The organism is Desulforamulus aeronauticus DSM 10349 (genome assembly GCF_900142375.1).
In the GTDB taxonomy this organism is placed as follows: domain Bacteria; phylum Bacillota; class Desulfotomaculia; order Desulfotomaculales; family Desulfotomaculaceae; genus Desulfotomaculum; species Desulfotomaculum aeronauticum.
Window position 1 is genome coordinate 98,501 of record NZ_FRAR01000021.1, and the last position, 15,676, is coordinate 114,176.

The 15,676-nt window shown below is 41.5% G+C and carries 19 protein-coding genes; 1 reads left to right on the forward strand and 18 read right to left on the reverse strand.

What is annotated here, in order from left to right; all coding sequences use genetic code 11:
* Positions 1-27 precede the first annotated feature (27 nt).
* The 5 genes from guaB to cobU all read right to left on the reverse strand — a co-directional run bounded on the left by guaB (position 28) and on the right by cobU (position 3,670).
* Entirely contained in the window at positions 28-1,479 is a 1,452-nt protein-coding gene (gene guaB / locus BUA78_RS14000) for an IMP dehydrogenase (protein ID WP_072915713.1), read from the reverse strand.
* 105 nt (positions 1,480-1,584) lie between these two features.
* A complete protein-coding gene (locus BUA78_RS14005) occupies positions 1,585-1,992 on the reverse strand; it encodes an FxsA family protein (RefSeq protein ID WP_084082438.1) in 408 nt (135 codons plus the stop codon).
* A 90-nt stretch (positions 1,993-2,082) separates the two neighbouring features.
* Entirely contained in the window at positions 2,083-2,307 is a 225-nt protein-coding gene (locus BUA78_RS14010; RefSeq protein ID WP_072915716.1) for a hypothetical protein, read from the reverse strand.
* Between the two features lie 70 nt (positions 2,308-2,377).
* Positions 2,378-3,001, reverse strand: coding sequence for an alpha-ribazole phosphatase (gene cobC / locus BUA78_RS14015; RefSeq protein ID WP_072915776.1), 624 nt, complete (start codon positions 2,999-3,001; stop codon positions 2,378-2,380).
* Positions 3,002-3,091: 90 nt separating this feature from the next.
* Positions 3,092-3,670, reverse strand: a complete 579-nt coding sequence (cobU, locus tag BUA78_RS14020; RefSeq protein ID WP_072915719.1) for a bifunctional adenosylcobinamide kinase/adenosylcobinamide-phosphate guanylyltransferase — start codon at positions 3,668-3,670, stop codon at positions 3,092-3,094.
* An 87-nt stretch (positions 3,671-3,757) separates the two neighbouring features.
* Between cobU and BUA78_RS14025 the strand changes: the two genes are divergently transcribed.
* Entirely contained in the window at positions 3,758-4,282 is a 525-nt protein-coding gene (locus BUA78_RS14025) for an HD domain-containing protein (protein WP_072915722.1), read from the forward strand.
* 128 nt (positions 4,283-4,410) lie between these two features.
* On the opposite strand, the gene BUA78_RS14030 is transcribed toward BUA78_RS14025, so the two are convergent.
* The 13 genes from BUA78_RS14030 to BUA78_RS14090 all read right to left on the reverse strand — a co-directional run.
* Positions 4,411-4,824, reverse strand: coding sequence for a DUF3842 family protein (locus BUA78_RS14030; RefSeq protein ID WP_072915724.1), 414 nt, complete (start codon positions 4,822-4,824; stop codon positions 4,411-4,413).
* Between the two features lie 69 nt (positions 4,825-4,893).
* The gene (locus BUA78_RS14035; protein ID WP_072915727.1) at positions 4,894-5,160 is read right to left on the reverse strand and encodes a translation initiation factor 2; all 267 of its coding nucleotides are present in this window, start codon (positions 5,158-5,160) and stop codon (positions 4,894-4,896) included.
* 66 nt (positions 5,161-5,226) lie between these two features.
* On the reverse strand, positions 5,227-6,396 hold the full coding sequence (locus tag BUA78_RS14040; RefSeq protein WP_072915729.1) for an LL-diaminopimelate aminotransferase: 1,170 nt from the start codon (positions 6,394-6,396) through the stop codon (positions 5,227-5,229).
* A gap of 92 nt (positions 6,397-6,488) precedes the next feature.
* The gene (locus BUA78_RS14045) at positions 6,489-7,322 is read right to left on the reverse strand and encodes a PHP domain-containing protein (protein ID WP_072915732.1); all 834 of its coding nucleotides are present in this window, start codon (positions 7,320-7,322) and stop codon (positions 6,489-6,491) included.
* Positions 7,323-7,414: 92 nt separating this feature from the next.
* The gene (locus tag BUA78_RS14050; RefSeq protein WP_072915734.1) at positions 7,415-8,356 is read right to left on the reverse strand and encodes a dipeptidase; all 942 of its coding nucleotides are present in this window, start codon (positions 8,354-8,356) and stop codon (positions 7,415-7,417) included.
* Between the two features lie 94 nt (positions 8,357-8,450).
* Positions 8,451-8,711, reverse strand: a complete 261-nt coding sequence (locus tag BUA78_RS14055) for a stage V sporulation protein S (protein ID WP_008413380.1) — start codon at positions 8,709-8,711, stop codon at positions 8,451-8,453.
* Between the two features lie 124 nt (positions 8,712-8,835).
* Positions 8,836-9,615 (reverse strand): TIGR00282 family metallophosphoesterase, encoded by a 780-nt coding sequence (locus BUA78_RS14060; protein WP_072915737.1) that lies wholly within the window; start codon positions 9,613-9,615, stop codon positions 8,836-8,838.
* Between the two features lie 16 nt (positions 9,616-9,631).
* Positions 9,632-10,150 (reverse strand): hypothetical protein, encoded by a 519-nt coding sequence (locus BUA78_RS14065; RefSeq protein WP_072915739.1) that lies wholly within the window; start codon positions 10,148-10,150, stop codon positions 9,632-9,634.
* A gap of 173 nt (positions 10,151-10,323) precedes the next feature.
* Positions 10,324-11,862: a ribonuclease Y gene (gene rny, locus BUA78_RS14070; RefSeq protein ID WP_072915742.1), complete on the reverse strand. Its 1,539-nt coding sequence runs from the start codon at positions 11,860-11,862 to the stop codon at positions 10,324-10,326.
* A gap of 1,115 nt (positions 11,863-12,977) precedes the next feature.
* Complete coding sequence (locus BUA78_RS21090; RefSeq protein WP_420795512.1) at positions 12,978-13,160, reverse strand: N-6 DNA methylase; 183 nt, start codon at positions 13,158-13,160, stop codon at positions 12,978-12,980.
* A 217-nt stretch (positions 13,161-13,377) separates the two neighbouring features.
* Entirely contained in the window at positions 13,378-14,538 is a 1,161-nt protein-coding gene (locus BUA78_RS14080) for a helix-turn-helix domain-containing protein (RefSeq protein WP_072915744.1), read from the reverse strand.
* Positions 14,539-15,213, reverse strand: a complete 675-nt coding sequence (locus tag BUA78_RS14085) for a hypothetical protein (RefSeq protein ID WP_072915747.1) — start codon at positions 15,211-15,213, stop codon at positions 14,539-14,541.
* Between the two features lie 220 nt (positions 15,214-15,433).
* Positions 15,434-15,676 (reverse strand): IS3 family transposase (locus BUA78_RS14090; RefSeq protein WP_139257396.1); only part of this gene is annotated, 243 nt, incomplete at its 5' end.

Genomic DNA, 15,676 nt, shown 5'->3' on the forward strand with positions numbered 1-15,676 from the left:
CCTTTACCAATGGTTAAAGGCGTATTTTTAACTATAGTTCGGAGCTTCTTTGGTAATATTGACTCCATGGGGATGGCTTTCTCTTAATCCTGCTGCTGATATGCGAATAAACTTAGCATTTATCTTTAATTCCTCAACTGTACGACAACCGGTATAACCCATACCAGCCTTAAGACCACCTACCAGTTGGAAAATAGTATCCGCTAGAGAACCTTTATAGGGCACACGTCCTTCCACACCCTCGGGAACCATTTTCTTGGCTTGTTCCTGGAAGTAGCGGTCACCGCTACCTTCTTTCATCGCGCCAAGGGAACCCATACCGCGGTACACCTTATAACTACGTCCCTGGTAAATCTCTTTATCTCCAGGGCTCTCTTCGGTTCCTGCCAGAATACTGCCCAGCATAACAACACTGGCGCCAGCTGCTATGGCTTTTACAATATCACCAGAGTATTTGATACCACCATCCGCTATGACAGGTACACCATGTTTGGCGGCTTCCTGGGAGCAATCATAAACCGCTGTAATCTGTGGCACACCCACACCAGCTACCACCCTAGTGGTGCAAATGGAGCCAGGGCCGATCCCAACTTTAATTGCATTGGCGCCGGCCATAATTAAATCCCGGGTAGCCTCAGCAGTGGCTACATTACCGGCTATAATACTTAAATTGGGATAAGCATCTCGAATACTCTTAACTGTTTTTACCACTAGATGAGAGTGACCATGAGCAGTATCCACAACAATGATATCTGCCTTTGCTTTTACTAAGGCTTCTACCCTTTCCAAAGTATCTGAAGCTACACCCACCGCAGCCGCCACTCGCAACCGGCCACGATGATCTTTGGCTGAGTTAGGATATTCCTTGGCTTTCTTGATATCTTTAATAGTAATTAAACCACGCAAATTATTCTCGTTGTCTACAATGGGGAGTTTTTCAACCTTGTGCTGCATTAAAATTTGTTTAGCCTCTTCTAATGTGGTGCCAACTGGAGCGGTAATTAAACGCTCTTTGGTCATAACCTCACCACATTTGCGGTTGTCGTTGGTTTCAAACCGTAAATCTCTATTGGTAAGAATACCTACCAGTTTACCCTCTACAGTAATAGGAACCCCAGAGATATGATATCGTTCCATTAATTCATGAGCTTCTTGAATGGGACTGTCCGGAGATAAAAAAATCGGATCGGTAATAATACCATGTTCCGAACGTTTTACCTTGTCCACTTCCAGGGCTTGACGAGCTATGGACATGTTTTTATGAATAACCCCAATGCCACCTTCTCTGGCAATGGCAATTGCCATACGGGATTCTGTAACGGTATCCATTCCTGCGCTCAATACGGGTATATTTAGCTTGATATCACTGGTTAGGTAAGTAGATGTATCAACTTCCCGCGGCAATACTTCAGATGCTCCAGGAATGAGTAAAACGTCATCAAAGGTTAGTCCAACTTTAGCGAATTTGTCTGGATACATGGTTCGTCTCTCCCTTCTCAAGTATTTAAAATTTAATATTCGTTTATTATATCACAGTGATGTGGGGGTTACTAGGAAAATTGTCGTAAGAAATTGCAAATGGACTCACCATCTAATTCTGATGAATCTTTCAGGAACAAAGAATTTGATTAAGTATCCGGTTAGCTTCTTTCTCAACGTTAAACGAACTGCTGGCATTAAAAGAATCAGTCCCATAAAGTCTGTCAATAGCCCAGGTATCAGCAACAATAGGCCACTAGCTAAAATCATTAAACCGTCTAACAGGGGTGCCGTTGGCACCTGTCCCATAGAAATTTCCCGCCTAAATTGACCAATAATGGCAAATCCCTGGGATTTAATCAAATAGAAACCTAACAAAGCAAGAAATATCAATACTGTCACCGTAAACCCAAAACCAAACCATCGGCTGGCTTGAATTAAAATAAAAATTTCTATGACTGGGATCATCAATAACAGTACTAAAATTGTAGGAAGAATCCGATACCTTGCCAAAATTCACACCTCAATCATAACATCTTTAAAAATGAAAAATAAGACTCCTGCCAATTCCAAACCGGCACGGAGTCTGCATAGTTATATTTTTTAATCTTGTCCCATAATAGAACCGATGCCATGACTCCAAAAATGATCCTTTAAGTGGCCAATACATTTGGCTGTGACACCAAATTCTTCAGCCATTTCCTGATCCGTTCTATTATTCTTGATACCATCAATCAATGAATCAAAGTTTACTCCCACTTCATTAGACTTGGTTTCTAAACTTGGTTCCGTGCTCCAGGGTACCCTAGACCGGAGAAACTCTTCCATATGTTCATTCCCTCCCAACAGAATTACTAAACTTAGTCTGTCTCGGGAGGAATTCTCTTATCCATTGATTTTATATCAATGGCTTTCTAAGATGGCAGGTATCATTATAAAGCTCCAAAATTCCCTTCTCTGGACCATGATATTCCAAGATGGTCAATGAAACATTATCCAGCCGTAATTTCCAAAAATGATTTAAATCCATTCCTAATATACTACCAACAATTACCCGGATCACCCCACCATGCACTGCTATGACCACAGTTTCTCCGGCGTGACGGCTAACAATTTCACCCATGGCCTTATTGCACCGCTCCACCACAGCCTGTAGATTTTCTCCGGAGGGTATTTCTGTAGTAAGCGGACTGGACCACCAGAGGCGGCTAATCTCGCCAAAAGAGTCCGTTATTTCTTTATACGTAAGACCTTCCCACAGACCAAAATTAATTTCCCGTAATTCTGGAACATAATTTACAGTCAAACCGTGGGGTACCGCTATAATTTCTGCTGTCTCCTTGGCCCGGGACAAATCACTACTATAAAAGGCATCTATTTTATGCCCTTGCATGTGCTCCGACAACTCTTTTGCCTGCTGTCTGCCATTGTCGGATAAGGGAACATCGGTATGTCCTTGAAATTTGCCCCCGGCATTCCAGAGAGTTTCACCATGACGCACCAGGTAAATTCTCGTCTTCAAGCCAATCAATCCTTTCACTCTATCGGTTAGAAAAACTTGGCTTGGGCCAAGTGGCGGAAGCCTAGTTTGCCCTTATGCAGATCGGGAAGTTTATACTTTCTGATCTGCTAAAGCCAGTGCCTTTAACTCAATGGGAAGTCCTGCAAGCACCAAATATACCTCATTTGCGTATTGCGCAAATTTTTGATTGGCTGCCCCCGCTAAATCACGAAATTGACGTCCTAAGGAAGTGTCAGGTACAATTCCTAAACCGACTTCGCTGCTCACGATGATAACACTAGCTGATAAGTCACGGCAAATACTCGCCAGTTTTTCTACCTCTAGCAGTATTAATGCTTCTTTTTCCCGCCAAGTACTAGCAGGATACTTACTATCATCTAACAACAGATTGGATAACCACAGGGTTAAACAATCTATCAAAATAACATCATATGCCTCGGAATATTTTTCTAGGACAGTTGCCACTTCCTTGGCTTCTTCTACTGTAAACCAACTAACAGGACGGCGCTCTTGATGTTGGGTAACTCGTGCGGCCATCTCCTCATCATGAACCGTGGCTGTAGCCACGTAGAGCACCCTTTCACCGAGACCTTGAGCTAGTTTCTCGGCAAAACTACTTTTGCCGCTCCGGGTACCGCCCAACACCAATGTAAGTTTCCCATTTTTCATGTTCTATCTCCTACATTGCATAATAAAACAAAAGCTATTATGATAGTTAAGGTATGTAAAATTCCATGCTATCTATCGGAGGTTCCAATGGCTGCTTTGCAACGAGTCAAGCAATTCTGGCACGCAATTATGGATACACTAGATCCAAAGGAAATTGAATTTGTGCAAAAATCTTTAAATAAACAGGAGCAATCTCTGTTTTATGCCATGGACAGACCAACCCAAACCCACTGCGTCAGGGTAGCCAAAACTTGTCTCGAACTCTCGGCAAGCCAAAAAAATCTTAATACGGAGTTACTGGTAAAAGCAGCCTTACTGCATGATATAGGCAAACCAGCAAACTGTATTACTACCCTAGATAAAGTTCTGATTGTGCTATTAACTACCTTCGCTCCGAAGATGTTTCAGAACATCCTACATTCGGATAAGGGTGGACGATTTATTGATGCTTGTAAAAACCATAGTAACCACCCTGTTAAAGGGGCAGCGTTGGCTGAAAGGGCACACTTGCCAGCGCAGCAGGTTTTACTAATAAGGAACCATCACAATCCCCCAAAACCAGACGACTCACCAGAGTTAGTTCTTCTTCGCAAAGCAGATGAACTAAACTAGTTTTTTAACATATCGGAACGTATAAAACTTTCCGATATACATAAGGGCAAACTAAGCTGCCGCTTGCTTGCCCATGACCTTTAATTATGCCTGCAGAGTACCGCCGTGTTCTACAGACTTGGCGCACCCTATGGGGCACAATTTTTTCTAATCCGATTCACTAATTCATCAATGAGGTGAGGCATCGGTTCACCCCGTAATCCCACAAGGTGAACATTGCTACGAGTTAGCGGCAGCAAATATTTCGGAGCTTGACTACCCCCGATAGCCTCAGCCATTTTTACTGTCAATTCGCCTAACATGGCATTTGGCATAATAATGCTGATACTGCCGACAATTAAATCTACCCGTGAACTATTATAAACAATGGCATTTTCCCCTGTGGCGCCTTCATTGGCTCCGGCCTTTAGCATAGCCGTTGTAGCTAGGGCATTGGTTCCCAGCCCAAGAATCTCTACCTGTTCGGGTAGTTCCTTGCGCAGCTTTTCTACTAGATGTTTGCCAATGCCGCCACCCTGCCCATCAATCACTGCAATTCTCACAAAACATCGCCCCGGTTCAATATTATAACATTGTCTTGAAAATAAAAACACCGCTCTAGGCGGTATTCATTACATTTCTGTAAAAAGGTCTTCCAACCGATTTTGTAATTCCACTATTCTTCTATTTTGTTTTAGCAGAGACTTTGCATAACGATAATTATCTTTGTGAAGCTTGCGATTCTCTTTTTCTAATTTAGATACAAAACCAGTTTTATCTTTTTCTATTTTCTCTATCAGATTCATTAATACGCGGCGACTTAAACGTAGTTGCTCTACTTTTTCTTCTAATTCCTGGATACGCTTCTGCAGATACTGAATATCCGCACTGCCATTCAAACTTCACCACCCCTTAGCTTCTGCTTACAGTAGTATATGCTTAAGGGCTTTGAAGTAGACATTTAACTAATTAAATGAAAAAGAATCGTTTACTCTGGTGATGGCCTCTGTAAGGTCTTCCTCGGGCTGTACCATGGCAATTCTTACATAACCTTCCCCTTGTGCACCAAAGGCAACCCCTGGCACCATCAGGATACCTGTTTTATCTAGGAATTCCAGGCAAAAATCCATTGAAGATGAATATCCTTTGGGCAGTGGTGCCCAAATAAACATTGATGCTTGGGGTTTCGGCACCAGCCAGCCAAGTTTTGCAAAACCATCTACCAAAATGTCACGTCTTCTCTGGTAGGTGGCTGCAGTTTGCCGCACACATTCCTGATCCCCAGTAAGGGCAGCAATCCCCGCTTCCTGGACAGCAGAAAAAACACCATAATCAATGTTGGATTTAATTCGTCCTAAAGCACTCAGTACTTCTGCATTTCCCACGGCAAAGCCAATTCTGCAGCCAGCCATGTTATAGGTTTTTGACAGAGAATAAAACTCGACACCCACTTCCTTGGCACCGGGTACTTCTAGAAAACTCATCGGCTTAAAGCCATCATAGGCTAATTCAGCATAGGCCACATCATGGCAAACCACAATATCATAAGCTTTGGCAAATTCAATAACCCGCTTAAAAAAATCCGCATTGGCCGAAGCAGCTACCGGATTGTTAGGATAGTTAATAGTCAGTAATTTTGCCCTTTGGGCCACCTCCACAGGTATTTGCTGAAAATCTGGGAGGAACTGGTTCTCCGCCAGCAACGGCATAGGGTATAATTCCCCCTCTGCCAATTGGATAGCAGCAGAATAAATCGGATACCCGGGGTCTGGTACCAATGCGATATCACCTGGATTGACATAGGCAAGGGCAACATGAGCCAATCCGTCCTGGGAACCCATCAGGGTTAACACCTCTGTGGCGGGGTCTAAATCAACATTAAATCTTTTTTTATACCACTTTGCCAGGGCTTGGTGCAATTCAATTTTTCCCGCTAAGGGATATGTATAATTGCGGGGGTTTTCTACTCCCTTGCGCAATGCTTCCAGAATATGGGGAGCAGGTGGTAAATCTGGGCTGCCCACACTTAAATCGATAACCTCGATACCGGTTGCTTGCTTCTCTGCCTTAGCTCTGGCCAATTCGGAAAATATGCCCGGAGCCAGTGACTCCATACGTCTTGCCAGTTTCCTCATAAGTATCTCCATTCCCTTCTATGACTTAACTTAAAAAACTTGGCCTCCACCAAGTCTTTAGATACACCCTATTGGATCAGTCCGGCGAAGACTTAGTTTGCCCTTATAATGTCCCTAACGGCGTCCTTCAAAAGCTGTACCGATTCATAGGGAGCAACCGCACCACCAATAACATTACAGATATCATGGTGAGACCCGTGGTAATCCGATCCACCAGTGGGTATTAATCCATAGTCCTTTGTTATCTTATAATAGTGTTCTACCATCAAGGGAGTATGATTTCTGTGCCATACTTCCAAGCCTTTCAGCCCAGCCTTAATCAGGCTTGGCAGTAAATGATCTACCTTGGAGAAACCAGGATGTGCCAAAACCGGCACTCCCTTAGCCTTGATAATAAGTTGTATAGCTTCAACCGGGTTCAGTTTTTCCCGGGGTACATAAGCCGGTTTTCCTGCCCCGATATACTGGTTAAAGGCCTCTTGCATAGAAGAGACATATTTTTTTTCCAGTAGCGCCCGCGCTATATGCGGTCTTCCCACTGTTCCCTCACCGGATAATTCCAAGACCCGGGACATCTTAATTTTCATACCCAGTTTCTTTAGTTTCCCGACCATTTTTTCTGCCCGAGTGAGCCTTTCCTCTTGCAGACCCCGCAGGGTCGTCGTAAATTCTTCATTATTAGGGTCAATTAAATAGCCCAGAACATGTATTTCCATTCCTTTGTAGTAGGTATTTACCTCCACCCCGGATAATACTTCAAGCTGAAAATCCGCGGCAGCCTGCAGCGCTTCATTAACTCCCGCAAGGGTATCGTGATCTGAGACGGCAATGGCAGCTAGCCCCTTATCGAGTGCTTTCCGTACCACTTCCCTAGGAGTATCTGCGCCATCAGAAGCCGTTGTATGAATATGCAAATCTGCGTACACTTGATATCACCGCTTTTTTATCTACCAGTATGCCCAGGCAATTAGTCTTAACATTCTTTATTTTCTCGTTAGTTAACAAAAATCCTTCACCGTTAACCACAAATCTCTTTAAATAAACGAAGCCAGTTATCACCTAAAATTTTATCGATTTCACTGCAAGTAAAACCTCTTTGCTGCAAAGCAGCGGCGACATTAGGAACCGCCACCCCAGCATGTTCCAAGCCTACCGGGGTATCGTCAATGCCGTCAAAATCCGAGCCTAAACCAATACAGGAGATACCCCCTACTTTATACAAATGGTGGATATGATCAATCAACCGGTCTAAGGAAGCACAACCTATGTCTATAAACTGCGGCATATAGGTTGCACCGATTACTCCACCCCTCACTGCAATAGCTTTCACTTGCTCATCCGTTAAATTTCTGATATGACTACAGAGGGAATAACAATTGGAGTGGCTTGCTGCCAGGGGCACCTTTACCTCTGAGATTACATCCCAAAAACTGGGTTGTGAAAGATGAGAAACATCAATAATTATGCCAAGTTCAGCCATGCGCTGAACCACTTGTCTGCCTAAAGTTGTCAATCCGCCAGCCTCAGTTCCCATGCCAACACCATCTGCCAGTTCATTGCGGCCATTCCAAGTTAAGGTTAAGGCTCTCACCCCTTGGCGATAATAAGCCTCCAGTTGTTCAATACTGCCACGAATGGCTTCTCCCCCTTCAATGGTCAGCACTGCACAAATCTTATTGGCTTTAATGGCCTTCTCAATATCCTGACTATTTTTCACATGACAAATTAGAGAACTGTTAGCATGCATAGCTTCTTGAAATAAAGCAATGATTTCGTTCGTGTAATGGACCGGTTGCCTACTGTTTTCCGGCCCGACAAAAATAGCAAAAAATTGAACATCGATACCCCCTTGGCGCAAACGGGGTAAATCTAAATGTCCACGAGATGAACACTCGCCTAGGGTTCGTTTTTGTTGTGCCAGTACCGTTAATGTATCGCAGTGAGCATCCACCACAGACACCAGGCATTCCTCCTTAGACAAGTTCCCATTAAGTAAGAAACCTGTTTGCAGGATGGCAAACAGGTTGTACCTAAATTAACTAGTTAATTTATAATTATCTGGGCTCAACTATCAGTTTAATGGCCGTTCTTTCATCACCATCAATTATTACATCAGTAAAGGCAGGGATGCAAATTAAGTCTACTCCACTTGGGGCAACAAAACCTCTGGCAATAGCAATAGCCTTGACTGCCTGGTTTAAAGCGCCAGCACCAATGGCTTGCATTTCGGCACAACCACGCTCACGAAGAACTCCGGCCAGTGCCCCTGCTACGGAATTTGGATTGGATTTTGCTGAAACTTTTAAGACTTCCATGCTGAAACCTCCTTAGAAAGTTTGGACGATAGTTCTAATCCCTGTATTGATTTTATTCTGCAAAATCCTAAAAATTCCTGCTATTGTAAGAAATTTATAAAAACTTGTGCCAGAATCCTTTTATTTATTCCAAATGAAAAATCCGGTCTATTTTTAGAGCTTGCCCATTGTCTGGATTAACGTCTATTACCACTGCATTTAACTGATATGTAGTATCTGCTACTTCAAAGCGTCTGGGCATCTGGGTAATAAACTTTTCCAGAACAATTTCTGTGGCAACTCCAATCACAGAATCCCGAGGCCCTGTCATACCAATGTCTGTGATATAAGCAGTTCCATTCGGTAAGATCCGTTCATCTGCTGTTTGGACATGGGTATGGGTACCACAAATAGCTGTAACTTTGCCATCCAAATACCAACCCATCGCAACCTTTTCCGAGGTGGCCTCAGCATGAAAATCCACAAAAATAAGATTTGTTTGGTATTGTAGTTGCTTCAAAATATGATCCATTGTTCGAAAGGGGCAGTCTAATTCCTGCATATAAATACGACCAGAGACATTTACCACACCAATGGTTACACCATTTTTCGTTTCATAAAGTTGATAGCCCGCTCCAGGAGTGCCAGGCGGGTAATTAGCGGGGCGCAACAGTCTTTTTTCTTTCTCTATATAATCAAAGACCTCTTTTTTGTTCCATACATGATTACCCATGGTAAATACATCAACGCCGGCGTTAAATAGCTGTTTGGCGATTTCCTTGGTAATGCCGTGCCCCGCTGCTGCATTTTCGCCATTGGCAATGACAAAATCTACGTTCATTTCTCTACGCAGGCAACTCAAATTCTCTAAAATTGCACGTCTTCCTGGACGACCAACAATATCCCCGATCATTAAGATACGCAATTGATAACGAAGCCCCCTATTTATTGAAAACCAAAACCCTACCCTCATCACGGAAGGCATATAATCTTTTGTTTTCGGATTTCATCTTAACACTTGCCAACATGTGCTCAATCAGTTCTTCCTGCACTTCTAAATCTTCCTCCACCAATTGCTCACTTTCCTCTGTAACAAGATTCTTATTGATGTACTGGCGGAAAAGTTCAACCATAAGTGCAATTTCTTCTTGTACTAGTGTATCCACATCCCTTTGAATTTCAATCATAGTAAAGCCATCGGATACCCTATAGTCTAGATTGATGATCCTGGGAGCCTTGTATTCCAGGCTATGATAAACCTGAATACTGCTAATCGTATTTTGTTTTAGGCCATTTATTTCGCTTTCTGTCATGATGCCGGCATAGATGAAAGTAAATTTCAGTATGTTCTTCTCCGGATCAAACTTTATTTTAGCCACTTCAGGATATCTAATTAGGATAGATATTAATAAACTAACACTATTGGTTAGATCTTCCTGGCCTTTATAGCGAAAATCCAAAAATGTTCACCACCTGATGTTCTGTCAAATATCTAAATAATTCTGTGATGAATTAAACATTCCTGCTGAATATCTTTGTTTCTTCATAAAAAACTTCTTCCAAGACTGACATAAGTTGTATAATCACAAAACGACCCCACGGGGTCGTTTTGTGGTATATTTAGCAATTGTCATTATTTAGCATATTCCACATAGCGGGTTTCCCGAATAATAATAACTTTGATTTGTCCGGGGTAATCCAGCTCGTTTTCAATTTTCTTAGCAACATCCCGAACTAACCGAATCGCAGCTAAATCATCAATTTTGTCCGGTTTTACCATAATGCGTATTTCTCTACCAGCTTGAATGGCAAAGGATTTTTCTACGCCCTCAAAGGTACCAGCAATCTCTTCAAGCTTTTGTAAACGTTTAATGTAAGATTCCAAAGTTTCTCTTCTGGCCCCTGGGCGGGCAGCAGAAATCGCATCTGCGGCTTGTACCAAGACAGCTTCGATGGTTCGGGGTTCCTCGTCGCCATGGTGAGCGGCAATAGCATGTATAACTTCCGGATTTTCTTTATACTTTTGGCACAGGCTCACACCAATAGCCACGTGAGGACCTTCTACCTCATGGTCCACAGCTTTACCGATATCATGCAATAAACCGGCTCGCTTAGCCAGTTTTACATCAATCCCCAATTCAGCCGCCATAAGACCAGCCAAATGACAAACTTCTATGGAGTGCTTCAACACATTTTGACCGTAACTGGTGCGGAACTTCAGACGTCCTAATAGTTTTACCAATTCAGGATGTAGTCCCATCACGCCGGTTTCAAAGGTTGCTTGTTCACCAGCCTCACGGATTTGTACCTCAACGTCCTTCTGGGCCTTTTCCACCATTTCTTCAATTCTGGCAGGGTGAATACGCCCATCAGAAATTAATCTCTCCAAGGCTAAACGAGCCACTTCCCGGCGAATGGGATCAAAACCGGAAAGAATAACAGCCTCGGGAGTATCATCAATGATTAAGTCAATTCCGGTTAGGGTTTCAAATGCCCGAATATTCCGACCTTCCCTACCGATAATACGACCCTTCATTTCGTCGTTTGGTAAAGGAATCACTGCAACAGTTACTTCCGCTACATGGTCCGCTGCACATCTTTGAATAGCCGAGGAAATAACATCTCTAGCTCTTTTCTCGGATTCCTCTTTAGCCCTATGTTCATATTCCTTAATCATCACGGCCATATCATGTTGAAGCTCTTTTTCCACATCATTCAATAAGATATGTCGTGCTTCCTCCGAAGAAAGTCCTGAAATACGTTCAAGTTCAGCCAATTGACGATTAAAAAGAGTGCTAAGTTCAGCTTTGGTATTCTCAATTTCCACTTCTTTACGACCGAGGGACTCATCTTTCTTTTCCATGGAGTCCATTTTACGATCCAAGGTTTCTTCCTTTTGCAGAAGTCTTCTTTCAAGCCGTTGAAGTTCATTTCTGCGATCACGAAGTTCTTTTTCCATTTCGTTACGCAGTTTTAAAACTTCCTCTTTAGCTAGCACAACGGCCTCACGTCGTTTACCATCTGCCTCTTTTTCCGCTTCTTCTAAAATCTTTTTTGACTGTGCTTCCGCCGAAGACAGTTTTCCTTCGGCAATATTTTTCCGAATTAAAAAGCCAGCTGCCAAAGCAACTAAGGCGACAACAATAACCAGTAAGATTTGACTTGATTCCATCTTTTCACCTCCTAATTCTCAAATTAATTATAAAGTTTTAAAAGCAAATAAAAAAACCGAGTAAAACTCGGTAGAAAATAAACCGATATCTGGTTGTCCACATCATCAAAAGGTACACCAATACCACCAAAATATGGGAACAGAACATAAATGCCCAAAGCTCCCTTTCAAGGGGTTATGCCTTATGAATATTGGATTTTTTATATATTAAAACCTGTTGCCAGATATCAAATTCTATTTTCTCCCAACAGTAATTTTACATTTTTTTAATGTCACTGTCAAGATATCTCCCTGCAGGGCCAGAGCCGTTTCATAAATAACAAACATATAGGAAACTTGATAACCAAATAGTTACCTCTTAGACGCAAAACCATTCGGACATATTCAATAATTCGGCAGTATAAATACTGATAAATAGCACGAGCAAGCAAGCATTTGGTTGTTTCAATCCACGCACTTCTGTACAGTGCAACATGTCATATGGACATTAGGATTAACTTTATCAGTGTTTCAACCCACGCACTCCTGTGGAGTTTGACCCACTTTTTATTCACTTTCTTTCACCCCTTTAAGGTTTCAATCCATGCACTCCTGCAGAGTGCGACAATTAATAAAAATATATGTTAATTCTGTACGTTAAATGTTTCAATCCACGCACTCCTGCAGAGTGCGACGCGGCATATTGGACTGTCTGATAATAAAGCTTTGTATAGCTTTATTTTGCGAACCTACTTTTTAAGTTGCTCTCTATGGACTCATTCAGGAAATAAAAGCATCCGAGCCTTTGCCATTCCTGTAGTGCGAACCTCCCATAGAATTACTGTTCATTAACGGTTCGCACCAATTAGCAGGGCCCCTCCATCTTTGATCTCTAAGTACATCATCGACAGACTGTGCAACTCAAACATGCACCTTCTAATACTCTCAGTCTCTACCGCACCAGCAAAGGGGGGATTAGCCAGGATAATGTCATAAGCGGCAGAAGCTTGGAAACGCTGTCTACGTAGTTGATGTGGGGTTGAGTGATAGAATGCAGCATCAGGTTCATGGCAGAAAGACGTAGCATGTCGGTGTCAAGGCCAGTGAACATCTATCCTGAAAAATGCTCCCATTGTTCACTGGTCATTTCGGCTCGTAGCGTTCACGGACATGCTCAGCAGAGGATATGCGGTGCCGCAAGCAGGGTCACAAATTTTATCATCCGGTGTTGGAGCAAGTAACCGCACCATCAGATCACGAATATACTTGGGCGTTCCAAACTGGCCGTTTAGTCCTGCAGTAGCCAGCTTGCCTAGCATAACCCTGCATATCTAAGTCTTCGATATCATGTTCGTATAACTCGTCTAAGCCTGTAATAATCTTTTACAATACCTGCGGGGTAGGAATTAAAAACATGACATCCTGCATATAACCCCTATCTATATCTTAGTAGTTCATTTTCTAATAATAATAGCTTAATTTGGCTAATATTGTAAGATACAAAGCTGCAATAAGAAAACCCACCGAAATGGCGGGCTAATTAGTATCATGCTTTAAAGTCAATTTCTTGGTTTTTCGTTTTCGTTCTAGCAGATCCTTGGGAATAAAGCATAATGAATCTATCTCTTCTTTATTATATCCTAGCTCATTTAAAATTTCATCCGAAGTCACAATATCATTGTCTATCAATAACTCAAATGCCTGTTTAAATAAATACGGTTGTTCAAATGCTATCGCATCGTCTAATGGCTCATTTCTCCAATATTGTTTTTTAGTCATTTGAGCATTAAGATACCTAATTTGGCTATCTGTTAAAAGGTTTAATCTCTCACATCTCTTGATCATTGCACTAATCGAGACTTTCCATCTTCTTTTTAAGAAAACAAAATGTTCTAGCGACGTAGACATAACCTCTTGCGAAAATGAATTGCTAGGTAATAAAAAAGCTCCGGCAAAACAATCTGCCTCATCCTCAATTTTATCAAGTATTTCTTTTTTTACTATGCTTTCCTGATCAATGTGTGAATGGAGTATCAAATGGCCTAGTTCGTGGGCCAAATCAAATCTTGAGCGTACTGCCGACTTATCTGAACCCAGGATAATATATGGTACATTATTGTAATATTGAGAGAACGCATCTACCTTTTTGTTTCCCAAAACTAATCTACATATTATAAACCCTTTATCTTGTAACAATTCCACCATATTATCGATTGGTACCTTTGGGATACCCCAGTAGCTCCTAAGTTTTAAAGCTAATTCCTCAATCAATACAAAGTCAATCTCATTAAAGTCATCAAATTGAGGGATATCTATTGGCGGAAAATCAATATATTTTTTTAAATAATGGTGTATCTCGTCAGCCCAATGAACACGGTACTTATATGCTTCTTTTAGTTTTTTCGGTGTACTCTTCATGCTTCTAAAATATACCGCGCTGTCAACATAATTAGGGTTAATATTCTCTTTAGGCTTTAAGAAAAAGTTTAACGGAAACCTAAGGATGTCGACCATTTTCATTAGCACAACCATGCTCGGTGCTGAGTTGCCAAGTTCATATTGAGATATGGCCTGACTGGTAACCCCTAGTAACTCAGAGAGGTCTGCCAGCGAATATCCGCGGGAAACTCTGGCTTCTCTTATTCTGGCAGGAACAACTTTTTTATTAATGCCTATTTCCGTAACTTTCCCTTTCATCTATGCCTCTTCCTTTTTAATTGACTTTATTTTTTGGAGCACTTCGTCTTTAATAAAAGCCACTTTCTTCTCAATCTCAAGTTGCGTATTAGTATTATTACTATACATTCTAAATTCCGATTTTAAGTCACATACCTTTTTAAAGGCAGTCATTCGATCGTCTGGTACAATTAGTTTAACAAAGCCTATATTACCGTGTTTATAGCCATATGTCATGAGCAAATAGTACTGTTCATTCTTAACGACAAAACTGTTTGAGTTATCTACTCCCAAAATTAATGATTCTTCTATGAATCTATTGTTTCGGCAACTTCGAAGTCTGTACTTTGATCTATTAGGAAAAGTATATTCATCACGTGCCTTACCAACGTTTATCATAACATTCCCACGAATTAAATTAAGACTCCTATACTTAAAATTATTAACCTTTTGGGCATCACATGTAAATGGGAAATTACTACTAACCATGTCTGGTTCAAATTGGCGAAACACCATGTAGTTTAATAGCCACCCCTTAATATTTTGAATGAATACCGAATCAAATGTTTTAAAATGCTCGTAGACAAATTCTTGGTAAGCCCGAACACCACTTTCAATTAGTGGATAAAGTTGAGATCTGATATGTATAGGTAATTCGTTTTCAATTAACTCGTCAGCGTTATTGTAAAATTTCAATCTAGGCACTCTCCCAGCTCTCTATTCATTTGTCAAATATTTTAGTATAAAATATAATATTTATCAAGTGTATTTGTAAAATTAATCAAATACAACAATTTATTACACAATCCGAGGAGAAAGAAGAACAGAAAAATAGCTAAAGCCTAGAAGCCATATTTGAACCGAACCAGAGTAAATAGACACGGAAAAGAAAAGCAAATCGTAGAATATTTTTGATTTACACCGCCTGGCTCCGTTTTTCAAACGGGGTCAGGCGGTATTTTAACTGAAAACGCTCAAAGTTATAAAAATGGATATAATCATCAATCAATAATTGTGCCTGTTCAAAAGTTTGCACTCTCTGACGGGAAATGCATTCTGTTTTAAGGAACGAAAAGAAATTCTCAGCTAAAGCGTTGTCATAAGGATTTCCACGCCTTGACATGGACGGCGTAATGCCGTATCTTTGGGTCAGGTCAAA

Excerpts from the sequence above, each read along its gene's own strand:
- rny (WP_072915742.1), bottom strand. The coding sequence starts at position 11,862 with ATGGAATCAAGTCAAATCTTACTGGTTATTGTTGTCGCCTTAGTTGCT.
- BUA78_RS14080 (WP_072915744.1), bottom strand. The coding sequence starts at position 14,538 with ATGAAAGGGAAAGTTACGGAAATAGGCATTAATAAAAAAGTTGTTCCT.
- BUA78_RS14040 (WP_072915729.1), bottom strand. The coding sequence starts at position 6,396 with ATGAGGAAACTGGCAAGACGTATGGAGTCACTGGCTCCGGGCATATTT.
- cobU (WP_072915719.1), bottom strand. The coding sequence starts at position 3,670 with ATGAAAAATGGGAAACTTACATTGGTGTTGGGCGGTACCCGGAGCGGC.
- BUA78_RS14055 (WP_008413380.1), bottom strand. The coding sequence starts at position 8,711 with ATGGAAGTCTTAAAAGTTTCAGCAAAATCCAATCCAAATTCCGTAGCA.
- BUA78_RS21090 (WP_420795512.1), bottom strand. The coding sequence starts at position 13,160 with ATGCTAGGCAAGCTGGCTACTGCAGGACTAAACGGCCAGTTTGGAACG.
- BUA78_RS14010 (WP_072915716.1), bottom strand. The coding sequence starts at position 2,307 with ATGGAAGAGTTTCTCCGGTCTAGGGTACCCTGGAGCACGGAACCAAGT.
- BUA78_RS14025 (WP_072915722.1), top strand. The coding sequence starts at position 3,758 with ATGGCTGCTTTGCAACGAGTCAAGCAATTCTGGCACGCAATTATGGAT.
- guaB (WP_072915713.1), bottom strand. The coding sequence starts at position 1,479 with ATGTATCCAGACAAATTCGCTAAAGTTGGACTAACCTTTGATGACGTT.